Annotated in this window: 12 protein-coding genes; 4 read left to right on the top strand and 8 right to left on the bottom strand. The window is 71.3% G+C overall.

Annotated features, from left to right (window positions below):
- Nucleotides 1–64: 64 nt before the first annotated feature.
- The 4 genes from FYX01_RS15945 to FYX01_RS15930 all read right to left on the bottom strand — a co-directional run bounded on the left by FYX01_RS15945 (nucleotide 65) and on the right by FYX01_RS15930 (nucleotide 5,249).
- On the bottom strand, nucleotides 65–2,407 hold the full coding sequence (locus tag FYX01_RS15945; protein WP_150242110.1) for a ComEC/Rec2 family competence protein: 2,343 nt from the start codon (nucleotides 2,405–2,407) through the stop codon (nucleotides 65–67).
- 7 nt (nucleotides 2,408–2,414) lie between these two features.
- A complete protein-coding gene (locus FYX01_RS15940) occupies nucleotides 2,415–3,608 on the bottom strand; it encodes a helix-hairpin-helix domain-containing protein (RefSeq protein ID WP_150242107.1) in 1,194 nt (397 codons plus the stop codon).
- A gap of 141 nt (nucleotides 3,609–3,749) precedes the next feature.
- Entirely contained in the window at nucleotides 3,750–4,019 is a 270-nt protein-coding gene (gene rpsT, locus FYX01_RS15935) for a 30S ribosomal protein S20 (RefSeq protein ID WP_150242105.1), read from the bottom strand.
- Nucleotides 4,020–4,274: 255 nt separating this feature from the next.
- Nucleotides 4,275–5,249 carry a hypothetical protein gene (locus FYX01_RS15930; RefSeq protein ID WP_150242103.1) on the bottom strand — a complete coding sequence of 325 codons (975 nt, stop codon included), beginning with the start codon at nucleotides 5,247–5,249 and terminating at the stop codon, nucleotides 4,275–4,277.
- Between the two features lie 113 nt (nucleotides 5,250–5,362).
- On the opposite strand from FYX01_RS15930, the gene FYX01_RS15925 reads away from it, so the two are divergent.
- Nucleotides 5,363–6,616: an RNA-guided endonuclease InsQ/TnpB family protein gene (locus tag FYX01_RS15925; RefSeq protein ID WP_150242102.1), complete on the top strand. Its 1,254-nt coding sequence runs from the start codon at nucleotides 5,363–5,365 to the stop codon at nucleotides 6,614–6,616.
- A 309-nt stretch (nucleotides 6,617–6,925) separates the two neighbouring features.
- Nucleotides 6,926–8,767, top strand: coding sequence for a translation elongation factor 4 (gene lepA / locus FYX01_RS15920; RefSeq protein ID WP_150242100.1), 1,842 nt, complete (start codon nucleotides 6,926–6,928; stop codon nucleotides 8,765–8,767).
- A gap of 115 nt (nucleotides 8,768–8,882) precedes the next feature.
- Here the strand turns inward: lepA and FYX01_RS15915 are convergent, their stop codons facing one another.
- The 4 genes from FYX01_RS15915 to FYX01_RS15900 form a co-directional block, all read right to left on the bottom strand.
- Nucleotides 8,883–9,788, bottom strand: coding sequence for a sugar ABC transporter permease (locus tag FYX01_RS15915; protein ID WP_150242098.1), 906 nt, complete (start codon nucleotides 9,786–9,788; stop codon nucleotides 8,883–8,885).
- Nucleotides 9,788–11,404 carry an ABC transporter permease subunit gene (locus FYX01_RS15910; protein ID WP_150242096.1) on the bottom strand — a complete coding sequence of 539 codons (1,617 nt, stop codon included), beginning with the start codon at nucleotides 11,402–11,404 and terminating at the stop codon, nucleotides 9,788–9,790. The genes FYX01_RS15915 and FYX01_RS15910 overlap by 1 nt, the downstream gene beginning before the upstream one ends.
- Nucleotides 11,404–12,651, bottom strand: coding sequence for a sugar ABC transporter substrate-binding protein (locus tag FYX01_RS15905; protein WP_150242094.1), 1,248 nt, complete (start codon nucleotides 12,649–12,651; stop codon nucleotides 11,404–11,406). The genes FYX01_RS15910 and FYX01_RS15905 overlap by 1 nt, the downstream gene beginning before the upstream one ends.
- Before the next feature lie 388 nt (nucleotides 12,652–13,039).
- The gene (locus FYX01_RS15900) at nucleotides 13,040–14,641 is read right to left on the bottom strand and encodes a glycoside hydrolase family 13 protein (RefSeq protein ID WP_150242092.1); all 1,602 of its coding nucleotides are present in this window, start codon (nucleotides 14,639–14,641) and stop codon (nucleotides 13,040–13,042) included.
- A gap of 97 nt (nucleotides 14,642–14,738) precedes the next feature.
- Here FYX01_RS15900 and FYX01_RS15895 point away from each other — a divergent pair, with 97 nt between their 5' ends.
- Together FYX01_RS15895 and hemW are read left to right on the top strand one after the other, a co-directional pair.
- Complete coding sequence (locus tag FYX01_RS15895; protein ID WP_150242090.1) at nucleotides 14,739–15,845, top strand: LacI family DNA-binding transcriptional regulator; 1,107 nt, start codon at nucleotides 14,739–14,741, stop codon at nucleotides 15,843–15,845.
- Nucleotides 15,846–15,939: 94 nt separating this feature from the next.
- Nucleotides 15,940–17,172: a radical SAM family heme chaperone HemW gene (gene hemW, locus FYX01_RS15890; RefSeq protein WP_150242088.1), complete on the top strand. Its 1,233-nt coding sequence runs from the start codon at nucleotides 15,940–15,942 to the stop codon at nucleotides 17,170–17,172.
- The last annotated feature ends 57 nt before the right edge of the window (nucleotides 17,173–17,229 follow it).

Raw genomic sequence — 17,229 nt, 5'->3', positions numbered from 1 at the left:
GCGCCCAGGACGCGTCCGGAGGGAACGCACCGCCGCGCGACGGGCGGTGTCCACGGAACACGTCCTACCGCGTGGTGCCGGGTCCGCGCACCACCGCCGTGCCCGGTCCGGAACCGCCGCCGTCCAGCACCGCCACGTCCCCGTCCCTGTCGGTGCGCAGGTTCACCCGCGCCACCCGCTCCAGCGTCCTCCACGTGAACGGCGCCGGATGCCCGTAGGTGTTGTCCGCACCCACCGAGGTCACCGACACCACCGGGTCCGTGGCCTCCAGGAAGGCCGGTTCCTGGGTGCCCGCCCCGTGGTGGGGGACGGCCAGAACGGTCACCGGCAGCAGGTCCGCGTCCGGTCCCCGCAGCAGCCCTCGCTGCGCCTCCTCCTCGATGTCGCCCGTCAGCAGTACCGACAGGGCCGTCCCGTCCGCCCGCGCCACCACCGAGGCGTCGTTCACCGAACCCGAGAAGCCCGCACTCGGCCACAACACGCGCAGCAGCCACGGACCCACCCTCAGCCGCTGGCCGCGCTCGGCCCCCAGCAGCTCCACACCGGCACCGGCGAGCAACCGGCCGGTGGCGCTGTCGCCGAACCCCGGCGGAGCCAGAGCGGTGTGCACCCGCCGGTGCCGCAGGACCCCGGGCGTTCCGTCCACGTGGTCGGCGTGGTCGTGGCTCAGGAGCAGCAGCGGGATCTCACGCACCCCCAGGCGCTCCAGGCAGGCGTCGACCGCTTCCGGGTCCTCGCCGGTGTCGGAGACGATCGCCGAGTCCGGTCCCGCCGACAGCACGAACGCGCTGCCCTGGCCGACGTCGCACGCCACCAGCGCCCACCTCGGCGGCGGCCAGCCGCCCGGCACGCACCGGGCGGCCAGGGCCAGGACCAGCACGGCCACCACGACGGCGGCGACCACACGGCGGAACCGCCCGTGCGTGAACACCAGTACCGCCAGCACGGCGGCCAGGAACAGGCCTCCCACCACGTCGGAGCGCCACGGCAGCGCACCGTGGGGTACCCGTGCACCGGCCTGGGCCACCGCCGCGATCCACGACACCCCCAGCCCCGGAAGGCGGACCGCCACCGCCGCCGCGTCCGGCCACACCGTGGCCAGGGCCGCCACCGCCGACCCCGCCACGGTCACCGCCGCGACCACCGGGGCGGCCAGCACGTTCGCCGGGACCGCCACCCACGACAGCTCACCCGACAGCAGTACCAGCACGGGCGAGACCGCCACCTGGGCGGCCACCGCCACGGCGAGGGCCTCCGCCAGCGGACGCGGCAGGCGCCCCGACCACGCCCGTGTCCACGGCGGCACCAGCAGCAGGATGCCCGCGGTCGCCAGCACCGACAGCGCGAAACCGAAGGAGGCGGCCAGCCCCGGGGCGACGAACAGCACCCCGACCACGGTCACGCTCAGCGCGCCGAGCGCCGCGTGGGCGCGTCCGGTGGCGATGGCCAGCAGCCCCAGCGATCCCATGAACGCGGCGCGCACCACACTCGGCTCCGGCCGGCACACCAGGACGAACACCCAGATCATCGCCGTGCCGCCCACCACCGAACACCACGGAGGAGCCCGCACCAGCCTGGCCGTCGCCAGCACCAGGCCCGTCAGGACCGCCAGGTTGGCACCGCTGACGGTCAGCAGGTGCGTCATCCCCGTCGCACGGAAGTCCTCGGCGGTCTCCGGCGGGACCAGGGACACGTCGCCGACGACCAGGGCCGGAAGGAGTCCGCGCCCGGGCTGGGGCAGCACGGAGGCGGCCTCGCGCAGCCGCGCCCGCACCCGCCCGGCCAGGGCCTGCGACCGGCTGGGTCCGCCCACCTCCTCGGGCGGTCCGCGCACCAGCACCAGCGCGGCGGTGAGCGGTTCGTCCTCCGTGCCCAGGAAGACGCCCCGTGCCCGGAAGGACTGGCCGGGCAACAGGTCGTGCCAGCCCTCGCCCGAGGCCAGGACCACCACCGGCGCACGGGAGGCCCGGACCCCGTCCCCCGTCCGCACCCACGAGGTCCTGGCCCTGACCACCCACTCCGCGCGTCCGGGCCGGGGTATCCCCGCACGCGACCCCGGATCGGCGCTCACCACCGCCTCGAACTCCGTCCCGCGCCGGTGCTCCGACACCTCCCGGGCCGCGCTCTCGGCCACCCTGTGCACGTGGACGCCGGTCACCGCCGCCACCGTGGCCGCGCAGGCCAGCGACGCCACGGCGGTGAGCGCCACCGCCTCCAGCGGCGGTCGGGTCACCGCGAGCAGACCGACCGCCGCGCACCCCGCCACCCCGCCGAGCGCCCAAGCCGTCCACGGCGGCACGGCGAGCGCCGCCAGCGCGGTGAGCCAGGCCGCCACCGCCGGTACCAGGAGCCGGAGGTCGGGTGGCCGGTCCAGCCCGTAGGCGTCCGTTCCCAGCCACGTCACCACGGCCGGGTCACCCCGCCGTCACGTGGGGTCCGAGGGTGTCGAGCACCTTCTCGCCGATCTTGCTCACGTTGACGAGATCCTCGACGCTGGCGAAGGGACCGTGCTCCTCCCGGTAGGCGATGATGTTGTCGGCGATCACCGGGCCGATGCCCGGCAGGGTCTCCAACAGCGCCTTGTCGGCCCGGTTGACGTCCACCGGCCCGCCGATCCCCTGCGAACCGGCTCCGGCGGCCCCGGCCCCGCCCGCGGGCGGGGGGACACCCACCAGGACCTGTTCGCCGTCGACCAGCGGACGCGCCAGGTTGAGCAGGTCGAGGTCGGCCCCGGAGACCGCGCCGCCGGCCTCCTCCACCGCGTCGGCGACCCGCGACCCCGGGGGCAGCGTGTACAGCCCCGCGTCCTCCACCTCACCGCCCACGTGCACGACCAGGTCCTCCTGAGCCGCTGCGGCCTCCGCCGTCTCGGAGGCGCCACTGCCCTCCTCCCCGGCCGGGTGCTCGGCGGACGCGGCCCGGGTGACCATCTCCGGGGCGGACACCGTGGTCGGCCGGTCGTGCAGCGCCAGCACCAGCGCGACGGCCAGCGCCCCCAGCACGAGCAGGGCGAGCACCGCCCGGCGGGACAGCACCGCGTTGGGCGCCCACCGCCGGGCCAACCGCTCCAGGAGCGGGTCCGGCGGCTCCGGGGCGAACTCCGTGTACCCCGACGGGGGACGCGCCGGGCGCCGGTGCCGGCCCTCGGTCGGATCGTGCCACGGGCCCGGGCCGGCCTCCCGGGCGCGGTCCCGGGAGGCCCCGTCCCCGGCGGACCCGGCCGGCTCCCGGGAGGAGGCCGGGCGCCTCTCCGGCACGGGCCGCGTCGGCGTGGTGTCGGACGGGGGCACCGGGAGCAGGCCGCCCGGGTCCCGTCCGGGCCGCGCGTCGGGGGAGACGCGAGCCTCCCCGGGCGCGGGACGGGTCCCGCGGGGCCGGGGAGGCGCGCCTCCGGAGTCCGGAGGGCGGTACGGGGTCCGCGCGGCCACGGCGTAGGGCGCGCTCGGGACCGGCGGGCCGTCGGAAGGCGGCGCGGGATCCACGGGCGGCCGGGGGATACGCGCGCGCAGACGCCGGGCGGCGGGGGAGGCGTCCAGGGTGAGCGCGCGGAGTCGTTCCTGCTGGTCGGGCACGGGGGAGTGGCGCCGGGGACGGCGCTGAGCGGTCATAAGGCTACGTTAGGAAGCCGGGAACGCTGTGTCAGCGGCCGATTTCGAGCTGTGGACAACTCCGGCGGCGGTGCTCCGACCCGGGCAGAGAAAACCCCGGACCGGTGGCGGACACCGGACCGGGGTTCAGAAGGCGGGTCCTCAGGCGGACTGCAGCTCGTGCAGGCGCTTGGAGAGCGAGCTCTTGCGGTTCGCGGCCTGGTTCTTGTGGATGACGCCCTTGCTGGACGCCTTGTCCAGCGCGCGCGCGGCGGTGCGCTGCGCGACGGTGGCCTTCTCGATGTCCCCGGCCTCGGCAGCTTCGCGGAACTTGCGGATGGCCGTCTTCAGCGAGGAGCGCACCGACTGGTTGCGGACACGAGCCTTCTCGTTCTGCCGAATGCGCTTCTTCTGCGACTTGATGTTCGCCATGCGAAAACGTGCTCCAAGTTAATCTGATCATCGCGCCGGTCGGACCAGCGGCTCAGCTCGCGGGCAGCCGTTCCGCGAGAAGCCAGCGTGGGTACCGGCGCCGGGTGTGTGAGTCCACGGGGCTCAAAAATCGAACGTGGAAGTCCGAGACACGGGTTTCCAGTATGCCTCACACGAGGCACCGCTCGGACCCGCGAAGGACACGTACGCGCCCTCGCGGTAGTCCGTGCGGTCCTCACGGGCGCCTGCCGCGCCTCAGGAGGGCAGCCACCCCGCAGTGTAGGCGGCCACGTCCTTCTCGGTCGCCTCGTCCCCCAGGTAGAACGCCACTCCCACCGTCATCCCCTCCGGCGGCTCCGCCCTGGTCACTCCCAACCGTACGGCGGCCAGCGCGGTCGCCACCGACTCCTCCGAGTCCTCCGGCGCCCACGCGCCGCCGCCGTGCGTGGGTAGTCCGAACCGCACCGCCACGTCCCCGCGTCCGCGCAGGGCGGTCACCGCCTCGGTCACCTGCCGGACCACGAACCCGCCGTACAGTGACTCCCCGGGCATCCCGGCGCCCACGCCCGGCAGCACCACCTCGTCCGCGTGCTCGGCCACCCGCGCCAGGTACCCCTTGGACCAGTACTTCTCCTCGCGCTCCATGACGAAGGACGGCACCCGCCCGCCCGGCACCAGCTCCACGTGGTGGGACTGCACCGAGAGCACCTGGTCCTCGCCCAACTCCTCGCGCACCATCGACATCAGCGTGGGAACCGACGGGTCGTTCACGGTCACCGGCCGGATCTCCAGGTGCGCCCCCGCGAACCCGTCCGCGGCCACCTCGGCCACCGCCGGGGCGAGCGCCTCGCGGGCCTCCCCGTCGAGCCGGTCCCGGACCAGCGACGATCCGCTCTCCACGTGCCGCAGCCACGCCAGCGCGCGCACGTCCGGGTACTCCTCCTCCAGCCAGGACAGCAGCGCTCCGGTGTCCTCCACGCGCTCGACCGCGCCCTCGGCGTCGATGTCGCCCGCGTACACGTACACCGTGTCCACCCCGCCGGTGCCGAGCACCCGTTCCAGGGCGCCGGTGTCCTCCCACGAACCCACCCACGCCGCGTCGGCACCCTGGGAGGAGGCCCACGGCTCCGGCTCCCCCGAGAACTGGTGGGCGAGCAGCGCCCCCGCTCCCACCACCACGACCGCGACCGCGGCCAGTCCGGCCAACAGCCGTGTCAAAAGCCACTTCACCGGGTCTCCCGGAGGATGCCCCGTCGTTCACGTCGGGGAGGAATCCGGGACAGGTGACCAGCACATCCCCGTTTCGCCTTACTCATGCATCTCCTTTGTGTAAACTTTGCTGTATGCGGATGGCGTACAAGTGCCGGGCCTACCCGGACCCCGAACAAGCGACCCAACTGGGCCGCACGTTCGGATGCGTGCGCCTGGTGTGGAACACAACCCTCGCCCAGCGCCACACCGCCTACCACCAGCACGGCGAGAACACCTCCTACAAACAAACCGACGCCGCGCTGACCGGGTGGAAGAAGACCCAGGACCTGGCGTTTTTGTCCGAGGTGTCCTCGGTACCGTTGCAGCAGACACTGCGCCACCAGCACTCGGCGTTGCAGAATTTCTTCGCCGGGCGCGCCCGCTACCCGAGGTTCAAGAACCGCAACGGCCGCCAGTCGGCGCACTACACCCGCTCGGCGTTTCGCATCAAGAACGGCGAGTTGTTCCTGGCCAAGCACGACACCCCGCTGAAGGTGGCGTGGTCGTTCGATGACGTCGACCTCGCCACGCTCAACCCGACCACCGTGGTCGTCTCCCGCGAGGCGGACGGGCGCTGGTACACCACCTTCGCCGTCGAGCTCGACGCACCCGAACCCGCCCCCGAGTCCGGGGCCGAGATCGGTGTGGACGTGGGGGTCAAGGACTTCGCCACCCTGTCCACGGGGGAGAAGATCGCCAACCCCCGCCATGTGGAGAGCAAGGCCAGGAACCTGGCCCGCTACCAGCGCCGCATGGCCCGCAAGCAGCGCGGGTCCCACAACCGGCGCAAGGCCAAGCGCAGGGTCGCGGTCGCGCACCGCAAGGTCCGCCACGCCCGTAACGACTTTCTGCACAAGGTGACCACGCGGCTGGTGCGCGAGCACGACGTGATCGCGATCGAGGACTTGAACGTGTCCGGCATGACTGCCTCTGCCCGAGGCACCGTCGAGGCACCCGGTCGCAACGTCCGCGCCAAGGCCGGACTCAACCGGTCGGTGCTGGACGCCGGGTTGGGGGAGTTTCGCCGCCAATTGGAGTACAAAGCCCAGCGGGCCGGTCGCGTCGTGGCGGTGGTGGATCGGTGGTTTCCCAGCAGTAAGACCTGTTCGGAGTGCGGGTATCTGCTGGACAGGCTTTCCTTGGGCACCCGCTATTGGACGTGCCCGGCCTGCCGCACACGGCACGACCGTGATGTGAACGCGGCGAAGAACATCCTTGCGGCTGGTCGAGCCGCAGCCCGCGAACACGCGGGTGATGCCTGTGGAGCTGGTGTCAGACGGCAAGGGTCCTCCCTTCCGCGGTCGGCGACGAAGCAGGAAACCGCTGTCGTGAGGCAGTCCGTGTAAGCGGAACCGTCCCGGCAAGGGACGGTCGGAATCCCCCTCCTTCAGAGGGGGAGGAAGTCAACCGCCCGCTCCTCCCACGTCCGAGCCCTCCGCGCCGCCTGTCCCCGTGCGGCCCGTTTCCGGTGCCGGGTCGCATAATCTGGACGCGAGTCCCACGCCCGAGCCCCATACTGCCGTACGGACCGCGGCCGTCCAGGAGAGGACGACCCGGCCGCCGTGGGATGATGGAGGACGCCGTTGGCCCACGCCGCGGCGGGGTGGCCGCCGCGAGGCGCACACGACCCGGACCCAACCTGTGAACGGAGCACGGTGGCACAGCCGAACTGGACCGATCCTGCGCTGATCCGCAACTTCTGCATCATCGCGCACATCGACCATGGCAAGTCGACGCTGGCCGACCGGATGCTCCAGATCACCGGGGTCGTCAAGGACCGCCAGATGCGCGCCCAGTACCTGGACCGCATGGACATCGAGCGCGAGCGCGGCATCACCATCAAGTCGCAGGCCGTGCGGATCCCCTTCACCGCGCTCGACGACCAGACCTACACGCTCGACCTCATCGACACCCCCGGCCACGTCGACTTCACCTACGAGGTCTCGCGCTCCCTGGCCGCCTGCGAGGGCGCGGTCCTGCTGGTGGACGCGGCGCAGGGCATCGAGGCGCAGACCCTGGCCAACCTGTACATGGCGCTGGAGAACGACCTCACCATCATCCCGGTGCTCAACAAGATCGACCTCCCGGCCGCGCAGCCGGAGAAGTACGCCGAGGAGCTCGCCGGGATCATCGGCTGCGAACCCTCCGAGGTGCTCAAGGTCAGCGCCAAGACCGGCGCGGGTGTCGAGGAGCTGCTCAACGAGATCGTCACCCAGATTCCGCCGCCCGTCGGCGACGCCGACGCTCCGGCCCGCGCGATGATCTTCGACTCGGTCTACGACACCTACCGCGGCGTGGTGACCTACGTCCGCGTCGTGGACGGCCACCTCAGCCCGCGCGAGCGCATCCAGATGATGTCCACCCGCGCCTCGCACGAGATCCTGGAGATCGGCGTGAGCTCGCCCGAGCCCACCAAGTGCGGCGGCCTGGCCGTGGGCGAGGTCGGCTACATCATCACCGGGGTCAAGGACGTGCGCCAGTCCAAGGTCGGTGACACCATCACCACCCTGGCCCACTCCGCCACCGAGATGCTCGAGGGCTACCACGAGCCCAAGCCCATGGTGTTCTCGGGCCTGTACCCGATCGAGGGCACCGACTACCCGGTGCTGCGCGACGCGCTGGAGAAGCTCCAGCTCAACGACGCGTCCCTGGCGTTCGAGCCGGAGACCTCCGCAGCGCTGGGCTTCGGCTTCCGCTGCGGCTTCCTCGGCCTGCTCCACCTGGAGATCACCCGGGCCCGCCTGGAGCGCGAGTTCAACCTCGACCTCATCTCCACCGCGCCCAACGTGATCTACCGCGTGGAGATGGAGGACGGCGAGGAGCACACGGTCACCAACCCCAGCGAGTTCCCGACCGGGAAGATCGCCTCGATCTACGAGCCGATGGTCAAGGCCACGCTGCTCAGCCCCTCCGAGCACATCGGCCAGATCATGGAGCTGTGCCAGGAGCGGCGGGGTGATCTCCAGGGCATGGACTACCTGTCCGAGGACCGCGTGGAGATGCGCTACGTGCTGCCCATGGCCGAGATCGTCTTCGACTTCTTCGACCACCTCAAGTCCCGTACCAAGGGCTACGCCTCCCTGGACTACGAGCCCATCGGCGAGAAGCTCTCGGACCTGGTCAAGGTCGACATCCTGCTCCAGGGCGAGGCGGTCGACGCCTTCTCCGCGATCGTGCACAGGGAGAAGGCCTACGCCTACGGTGTGGAGATGACCAAGAAGCTGCGCGAGCTCATCCCCCGGCAGCAGTACGAGGTGCCCATCCAGGCGGCCATCGGCGCCCGGGTGATCGCCCGCGAGAACATCCGCGCCATCCGCAAGGACGTGCTCGCCAAGTGCTACGGCGGTGACATCAGCCGTAAGCGCAAGCTGCTGGAGAAGCAGAAGGAGGGCAAGAAGCGGATGAAGATGGTCGGCCGGGTCGAGGTGCCCCAGGAGGCCTTCATCTCCGCTCTGTCCACCGACAGCGGTGGTGCCGAGGACAAGAAGAAGAAGTAGTCCGTGCTTTTCGCGTGCTGGCGGGTCCGCCCGCCGCACGCGAGCTTGCGAGCACGTGAGGAACAAGGAGGGGCGGCCCCGCTCGGGGCGCCCCTCCTTGTTCCTCACGGCCGTCTCAGCCCTTGACGGCTCCCGCGGTCAGGCCCTCGGTGATGTAGCGCTGGAGGAACCAGAACACCGCCAGGGTGGGCAGGGACAGCATGATGGCTCCCACCGCGAACATGCCGAAGTTCGCGTTGCGCTGCGAGGCCACCAGCTGGTAGAGCCCCAGGCCCAGTGTCTTGGCGTCGGTGTCGCGCAGGAACACGCTCGCCATCAGGAACTCGTTGATGGTGGCGATGAACACCAGCAGGGCCACGATCGCCAGCACCGGCGTGACCAGCGGCAGCATGATCCGGAAGAAGACCTGCGCGTGCGAGGCCCCGTCCATCTGCGCGGACTCGTCCAGCTCCTTGGGCACCGTGTCGAAGAAGCCCTTCATCAGCCACGTGTTGATGCTCAGGGCGCCGCCCAGGTACACCAGCAGCAGTCCCCACCGGGTGTCGAAGCCGATCACGGGGTAGTACTCGCCGATGTTGGTGAACATCAGGTAGATCGCCACGATCGCCAGGAACTGCGGGAACATCTGGATGACCAGGAGTCCGAGCAGCCCCACCCGGCGGCCCCGGAACCGCATCCGGCTGAACGCGTACGCCGCCAGCGCCGAGAACAGCACCGTCACGGCGGCGTTGGTCACGGCGAAGAACAGCGAGTTCGTGTACCAGGTGGCGAACGGGGTGTCCCTGAACAGGTCGGCGGCGTTGTCCAGGCTCGCCCCGGAGGGCCACAGCTGCGCGCTGGACAGGGTGCCCAACGGGTTGAGCGCCGCCGACACCACGAACATCACCGGGAACAGGGCGAAGGCCACGACCACCAGCATCACCAGGTGCCGCCAGCCGTTCCCGCGGGCCCACAGGCCCAGCCGGACTCCGGTGGTGCGCCGGTAGGGCGCGCGTACCGTGCCGGGTGTGTCCACCGCCATCAGTCCACCTCCTTGAGGGCACTGCTCCTGCTCAGACTGATCACGGACAGCACCGACACGATCAGGAAGATCATCACCGACAGCGCCGCCGCGTACCCGTACTGGGCGGTGGCCTCGTTGAAGGCGAGCCGGTAGGTGTAGGTGATGAGCAGGTCCGTGGCACCGGCCGTCGGATTGTCCGGTGAGAACGGCCCGCCCTGGCTGATCAGCCACACCGCGTTGAAGTTGTTGAAGTTGAACGCGAACGTCGCGATCAGGATCGGCGTCATCGCGACCATCAGCAGCGGCAGGGTGACGTGCCGGAAGGACTGCCAGGCACTCGCCCCGTCGATCTGCGCCGCCTGGCCCAGCTCGCGCGGGATGGCCTGGAGGGCGCCGGTGGCGACCAGGAACATGTACGGGTAGCCCAGCCACACGTTGGCCAGGATCACCGCCGCCCGGGCCGTCCACGGATCACCCAGCCAGTCCACCTCAAGGCCGAGCACCCGGTTGAACAGGCCGAAGTCGGTGTTGAACATGTCCCGCCACAACAGGAACATCGCCAGCGAACTCATCGCGTACGGCAGGACCACCAGGACCCGGTACGCGACCTTGCCGCGCAGCCTGGGCGCGTGCAGGGTGAGTGCGATCGCCAGCCCCAGCACGAACACCAGGAAGGTGACGGAGACGGCGAAGGCGATGTTCCACACCAGGATGGTGAAGAAGGAGGAGGCGAAGGTCGGGTTGAACAGGAAGCGGGCGAAGTTGTCGAAGCCCACGCCGACCTGCCAGCCCTGCGCCAGCCGCTCGCCGCTCTCGTCGTAGAAGGCGCCGCGTTCGTCGTCGGCGTGGTAGACCGTCCCCGTCGCGGTGTCGGTCACGCAGTCGCACGCCTCGTCGTAGACGCGGGTCGCACTGCCCTCGAAGGCGGTGGACAGTCCGCTGGAGCGGATGCCCGTGCCCTCCCCGGTGGGTACCGCGAACTCCTGGAGTTCGTCGCTGCGCGCGTTGACCTGGGCGGGGGACAGGATCGTGTGGCCGAAGGCCTCGGTCACCTTGCCCGAGGGCTCGACGGTCGCGCCGTCGAGCCCGCTGAGCCCCTCCTCGGTTCCGGCGTAGGTGTCGCCCTCGGAGTCGGTGAGCAGGAAGACCAGTTCACCGGTTTCGGGGGCGCCGGTGGTCGCCACGGTCAGGGTGTACTCCTCGGCGTCCGCCGAGCTGGTCACCGAGTACGCCTCGATGGAGGCGATGGCCTGCTGCTTGTCCCCCCGGTGGCCGTCGCTGAGGTTGGTCACCGAGGTGCTCATCGTGTAGAGCACCGGCAGGACCTGGAAGGCCACCAGGAACAGCACGCCCGGGAGCAGGTACTTGGCCGGGACGGTGCGCCTGGACAGGTAGACCCGGTAGACGAGCCCCACCACGGCGACGACCAGGCCGATACCCCACCAGTTGCCCCCCACGTACAGCGGCAGGACCGCCCACACGCCCAGGGCGGTGAACAGGCCCAGCAGCGCGATCCTGACGAGTTGCCCGCCGATCGACCCGCCTCCGGCGAACCGGCCGCCTGGCAGGTGCGGACGGGCGGGCGCCCCCTGTCCGGAGGCGCCCGCGCTGTCGGCGCTCTTGGAAGCCACCACTACTCGCCGATCTGCTCGGCGATCGTGCTGTGGGCGCCCTCCATGGCCTCACGGACGTCCTCACCGCCGATGACGGCGGCCTGGGCGATGCCGAGCGGCTCCCAGGTCTCGCCCATCTCCGGGATGGAGGGCATCGGCATGCCCTCGGCGCCGGCCTCGGCGATCGCGGCGATGTTGGGGTCGTCGGCCGAGACGCTCTCCAGGGCCTCGGTCTGCACCGGCATGCGCGGGTCGGCCTCGTAGAGGTCGAGGACGAAGTCGGTGTCGGTGACGTAGTTGGTCACGAACTCCTGGGCCAGGGCGCCGTTGTCGCTGCCCTCGGTGACGAAGAAGGCCTGGTAGCCGATGTAGGGGCTGGCCGGCTCCCCGCCCTCGAAGCCGGGGATCGTGCTGATCTCGTAGTCGACGCCCGCCTCGTCGGCGTCGGCGATGTTCCACGGGCCCGCGACGAAGAAGGGGGCCTCGCCCTCGTAGAAGAGGGAGGCGTCGTTGTCGGTGGTGATGGAGCGGCGCAGTACGTCCTCGCCCGCCTCACCGTACTCGGCGATCTTCTCCATGGCCTCGACCGACTCGTCGGAGCCCACGCCCAGGTCGTTCGGGTCCCAGTCGCCCTCCTCGTCCTGGCCGAAGAGGTAGCCGCCCGCGGAGGTGAACAGGGCGTTCATCCGGTAGGGGTCGCCCTCCTGGCCCACGGCCATGGACAGGACCTCGCTGGTCTCACCGGAGTCCCTGAGCTCGGTGCCGACCTCGACCAGTTCCTCGAAGGTCTCGGGGGCCTCCGGAGCCAGGTCGGCGTTGCGCATGAGGAAGATGTTCTCCTGCGAGTACGGCACACCGAAGAGCTGTCCGTCGTAGCCGAGGGCGTCCAGCGAGGTCTCGTCCAGGCCGGCGGCGCGGTCCTGGGGCAGTTCGACGGGCTGGACGGCGCCGTTGCGCACCAGGTTTCCGGTCCAGTCGTGGGCGCCGATGAAGACGTCCGGGGCGTTCCCGGCCTGGTGGGCGTTGAGGAGGTCGCCCTGGATGTCGCCGAAGGCCAGACCCTGGACATCGACCTCGATGCCGTTGGCCTCGGCGAACTCGGCGGCGGCGGCCTTGATGGCGTCGGCGCGCTCGGGGTCGGACCAGATGACGAGGGTGTCCTGGGCCGCGGTCTCGCCGCCCTCGTCGGCGCCACCGCCGCCGCACGCCGTCGCCATCAGTGCGATCGCGGCGATACCCGTGACCGCTGGTGCGCTGCGGAATCTCATGGTGTCTTCCTTCCGGGAGGCCGTACTGAGGAGGTCGCGCATGCGCTTCGTCGGCGGCCCCGGGCCGGGCATGCGTGGTGATGTGACGCTAGCAATAACTTGCAAGCTTTGAAAGAGTTTGCGGAACTCCTGCATAAAGATGCGGAAACGTAGTGGAAACGCGGGCGTGACGTCCTGCGGTGCGTAGCGGCGCTGTGACGCCAGGCTGATCATCCGTGTGATGAACGGGGATTTAGTAACACCATTGAACGCACGATGGCGGGCTACGCGAACCCGGACGTGACCGGGTCTCGACCCCGGTCGACGCCGCCGCCGGACGGGCGGGGCGGGGGTGGGGGAGAACACCGGGGCGGTACCGGGCGCGTGCCCCGGTACCGCCCGCGCGGTGTCAGCCGCGCAGCCACACCGCCGTCTCGGCGGGCAGCGTCAGGGCGTCCCCGGCCGGTTCGTCGACCGGGCCGCTGGACACGAGCACCTCGCCCGCAGCCGCGAGTTCCACGGCCTCACCGGTGAGGTTGGCCGCGACGCGCACACCGGACCCGCGCTCGAAGTACAGCACGCCCCCGGGTGCGTCCAGCCAGGTCATCGCCCCGTCGCCGAGCGCGTCCAGCTCCCGGCGCAGGCGCAGCGCCCTGGTGTACAACTCCAGGGTCGAGTTCTTCACGCCGCGCTGGGCGGCGCGCGACAGGGCTCCCCAGCCCTCGGGCATCGGCAGCCACGGGACGCTGCCCTCGGGGCCGAACCCGTACGGGGCGCTTCCGTCCTCCCACGGCAGCGGTACCCGGCAGCCGTCCCGGCCGCGGTCGGTGTGGCCCGAGCGCTCCCACGTCGGATCCTGCAGCGCGTCCTCGGGCAGGTCGGTGACCTCGGGAAGGCCCAGCTCCTCGCCCTGGTACAGGTACACGGAGCCGGGCAGGCCCAGCATCATCAGCGTCGCCGCGCGCGCCCGGCGCAGCCCCTGCTCGCCACCGCCGAAGCGGGTCACGTGCCGGGTCACGTCGTGGTTGGACAGCACCCACGTGGTGGTGGCGCCCACCGCGTTGTTGGCCGCCAGGGAGCCGTCGATGACCTCGCGCAGCCGGCCGGCGTCCCACGGCGCGGTCAGGTACTCGAAGTTGAACGCCTGGTGCAGTTCGTCCGGGCGCAGGTAACGGGCCACCCGGTCGGCGTTCTCCACCCACGCCTCGGCCACCAGGGCGCGGTCGCCCGGGTACTCGGCCGCGATCCGCGACCAGCGGCGGTAGATCTCGTGCACGCCGTCCTGGTCGAAGTAGGGCAGCGTGGTGCTGCCGTCGAGCAGGTCGGCCTTGGCGTCCTCGGCGATGTCGGGCAGCTCCGGGTCCTTGACCATGCCGTGCGCGACGTCGATGCGGAAGCCGTCCACGCCCCGTTCCAGCCAGAAGCGCAGCACGTCGTCGAACTCGTCGTGCACCTCCTGGCTGGTCCAGTCGAAGTCGGGTTGCTCGGGGTCGAACAGGTGCAGGTACCACTGCTCGGGAGTGCCGTCGGGCCGCTTGAGCCGGGTCCAGGCCGGACCGCCGAAGATCGACTTCCAGTTGTTGGGCGGCTCCTCCCCGTCGGACCCGCGGCCGTCCCGGAAGATGTACCGCGAACGGACGTGGTCGCCCGGCTCGGCGGCCACGGCCTCGCGGAACCACCGGTGGGCGGAGGAGGAGTGGTTGGGCACGACGTCGATGATCAGGCGGATGCCCATGTCGTGGGCCGCGGCCAGGAGCGCGTCGAAGTCCTCCAGGGTGCCGAAGCGCGGGTCGACGTCGCGGTAGTCGGCGACGTCGTAACCGCCGTCGGCGAGGGGGGAGACGTAGAACGGTGTCAGCCAGATCGCGTCCACGCCGAGCTCGGCCAGGTGGGGGAGGCGCTCACGGATGCCGGCGAGGTCGCCCTCCCCGTCACCGTTGGAGTCGGCGAAGCTGCGCACGTAGATCTGGTAGATGGCTGCGTCACGCCACCAGTGCGACTGAGGCTCCATCAGTGGGGGTCCTTCCCTATGGGCGACTGCAAGTTCTTGCGCAAGATTACCGCCAACTTTCGGCCATGTGACGCCGCTCTCGACTAGAGTTGCGCCCATGGGTCCACGACTTGCCGACATAGCGCGGCACGCAGGCGTCAGCGAGGCGACCGTCTCGCGGGTGCTCAACGACAAGCCGGGTGTCGGCAGCGACACGCGCAAAGCCGTCCTGACCGCTCTGGACGTACTCGGCTACGAGCGTCCGGCCCGGCTGCGGCAGCGCTCGGCGGGACTGGTCGGCATGGTCATACCGGAGCTGGAGAACCCGGTCTTCCCGATGTTCGCCCAGGCCGCCGAGGGAGCGCTCGCCCAGCGCGGGTACACGCCCGTGCTGTGCACCCAGACCCCCGGCGGAATAACCGAGGACGAGTACGTGGAGCTGCTCCTGGAGCGTAACGTCTCCGGCATCCTCTTCGTCTCCGGGCGCCACGCCGACACCACCGCCTCCCATGAGCGCTACCACGCCCTGGTCTCGCACAGGCTCCCGATCGTGCTCGTCAACGGGTTCGCCGACACCATCCCCGCCGCGTTCATCTCCTGCGATGACCGGGAGGCCGGGCGGCTGGCCGTCGACCACCTGGTCGCGCTCGGCCACACCCGCATCGGCTTCACCAGCGGCCCCGAGCGCTACGTCCCGGTCCGCCGCAAGCTCGACGGTTACCACCGGGCCCTGGTCCGGCACGGCCTGGACGGCGACGACCTCGTCGAGCTGTCGCTGTTCGGAGTGGAGGGCGGCCACGCCGCCGCTGCCAGGCTCATCGAGCGCGGCGTCACCGCCATGGTCTGCGGCTCGGACATGATGGCCCTGGGCGCCATCCGCGCCGCCCGCCAGCGCGGCATGCGCGTTCCCCGGGACTTCTCGGTGGTGGGCTTCGACGACTCCCAGCTCATCGCCTTCACCGATCCCCCGCTGACCACCGTCCGCCAGCCGGTCAGCGCCATGGCGCTGGCCGCCGTGCGCGCCCTGTGCGACGAGATCGCCGGACACCCCGTCTCCCACACCGAGTACGTCTTCGACCCCGAGCTGGTCGTCCGCGGCTCCACCGCCACCGCCCCCGCACGCAGGCACGCCCCCGCCTCAACCCCCGTCACCCCCTCCGCCACACGGGTCTCCACGGTCGACGCCGCCTCCACGGACAGCCAGGCCGGACGCCCCCGGGTCTGAGGTCCGCGGCCGAGGCCGCGACGGTGACGGGTGGGACCGGACGCGCACACGTGCTCCGGCCTGGGCACGCCGTCCCGTCGGCGACACTGGGGACATGCCTTCCGTTGCCCTCGACGGCGATCCCGTACCGCGCACCGGGGAACTGCCCGGGCAGTCCCTCGCCGAACTCGGCGACCGGCCCCTCGGGTTCTACGTCCACGTGCCCTTCTGCGTCACGCGCTGCGGCTACTGCGACTTCAACACCTACACGGCCGAGGAGCTGGTCTCCCGGGACGGTGGCGTCACCGCCTCCCGCGACAACTACGCCGACCAGGCCATCGCCGAGGTGGAGATGGCCGACCGGGTCCTGACCGGGGAGCGTCCGCCGGTGAGCACCGTGTTCGTCGGCGGGGGGACGCCCACCCTGTTGCCCGCCGAGGACCTGGGCCGGATCGTCGCCGCCGTCCGCGACCGCTTCGGGCTCACCCCCGACGCCGAACTGACCACCGAGGCCAACCCCGAGACCGTCACCCCCGACTACCTGGCGCGGTTGCGCGGGGCCGGGTTCACCCGGATCTCCTTCGGCATGCAGAGCGCCCGTACCCACGTGCTCAGGGTGCTGGAACGCGGCCACACCCCCGGACGCCCCGAGCAGTGCGTGGAGTGGGCGCGCCGGGCCGGGTTCGAGCACGTCAACCTGGATCTGATCTACGGCACGCCCGGCGAGGGCGACGACGACTGGCGGGCCTCCCTGGAGGCCGCGATCTCAGCCGGGCCCGACCACGTCTCCGCCTACTCGCTCATCGTCGAGGAGGGCACCCGGCTGGCCGCACGGGTCCGCAGGGGCGAGCTCACCGAGCCCGACGACGACGCGATGGCCGACCGCTACCTCATGGCCGACGAGCTCCTCTCCTCGGCCGGGTTCACCGCCTACGAGGTGTCCAACTGGGCGCGCACCCCCGAGGGGCGCAGCACGCACAACCTGCTCTACTGGACCGGTGGCCACTGGTGGGGTGTGGGGCCGGGCGCGCACAGCCACGTCGGCGGCACCCGCTGGTGGAACGTCAAGCACCCCGCCGCCTACGCCGCCCGCCTGGCCGCCGGGGACAGTCCCGGCCTGGCCCGTGAGGTGCTCACCGGGGAGGAGCGCCGCTTCGAGCGCGTCCTGCTGGAGCTGCGCGTGGAACAGGGCTGCCCGCTGGACCTGCTGGAGCCGCACGGCCGGGACGCCGCCGAAAGGGCCGTCACCGAGGGCCTGTTGGACCTCGACGCCCACAAGGAGGGCAGGGCGGTCCTCACCCGACGGGGGCGCCTGCTCGCCGACGCCGTGGTGCGCGACCTCACCTGAGGGCCGGGGACCTGTGCCCGGACACGACCGAGGGGCCCGGCCGGGCGGCCGGGCCCC

This window comes from Nocardiopsis quinghaiensis (assembly GCF_008638365.1).
Taxonomy (GTDB): domain Bacteria; phylum Actinomycetota; class Actinomycetes; order Streptosporangiales; family Streptosporangiaceae; genus Nocardiopsis; species Nocardiopsis quinghaiensis.
The sequence above is the reverse complement of the archived record's forward strand: the minus strand, read 5'-3'. Positions and strand labels throughout refer to the sequence as shown.

What these genes read in the sequence shown, in the direction of transcription:
- FYX01_RS15940 (WP_150242107.1), bottom strand. Translation starts at nt 3,608, where the DNA reads ATGACCGCTCAGCGCCGTCCCCGGCGCCACTCCCCCGTGCCCGACCAG.
- rpsT (WP_150242105.1), bottom strand. Translation starts at nt 4,019, where the DNA reads ATGGCGAACATCAAGTCGCAGAAGAAGCGCATTCGGCAGAACGAGAAG.
- FYX01_RS15925 (WP_150242102.1), top strand. Translation starts at nt 5,363, where the DNA reads ATGCGGATGGCGTACAAGTGCCGGGCCTACCCGGACCCCGAACAAGCG.
- FYX01_RS15915 (WP_150242098.1), bottom strand. Translation starts at nt 9,788, where the DNA reads ATGGCGGTGGACACACCCGGCACGGTACGCGCGCCCTACCGGCGCACC.
- FYX01_RS15905 (WP_150242094.1), bottom strand. Translation starts at nt 12,651, where the DNA reads ATGAGATTCCGCAGCGCACCAGCGGTCACGGGTATCGCCGCGATCGCA.
- FYX01_RS15900 (WP_150242092.1), bottom strand. Translation starts at nt 14,641, where the DNA reads ATGGAGCCTCAGTCGCACTGGTGGCGTGACGCAGCCATCTACCAGATC.
- FYX01_RS15895 (WP_150242090.1), top strand. Translation starts at nt 14,739, where the DNA reads ATGGGTCCACGACTTGCCGACATAGCGCGGCACGCAGGCGTCAGCGAG.
- hemW (WP_150242088.1), top strand. Translation starts at nt 15,940, where the DNA reads ATGCCTTCCGTTGCCCTCGACGGCGATCCCGTACCGCGCACCGGGGAA.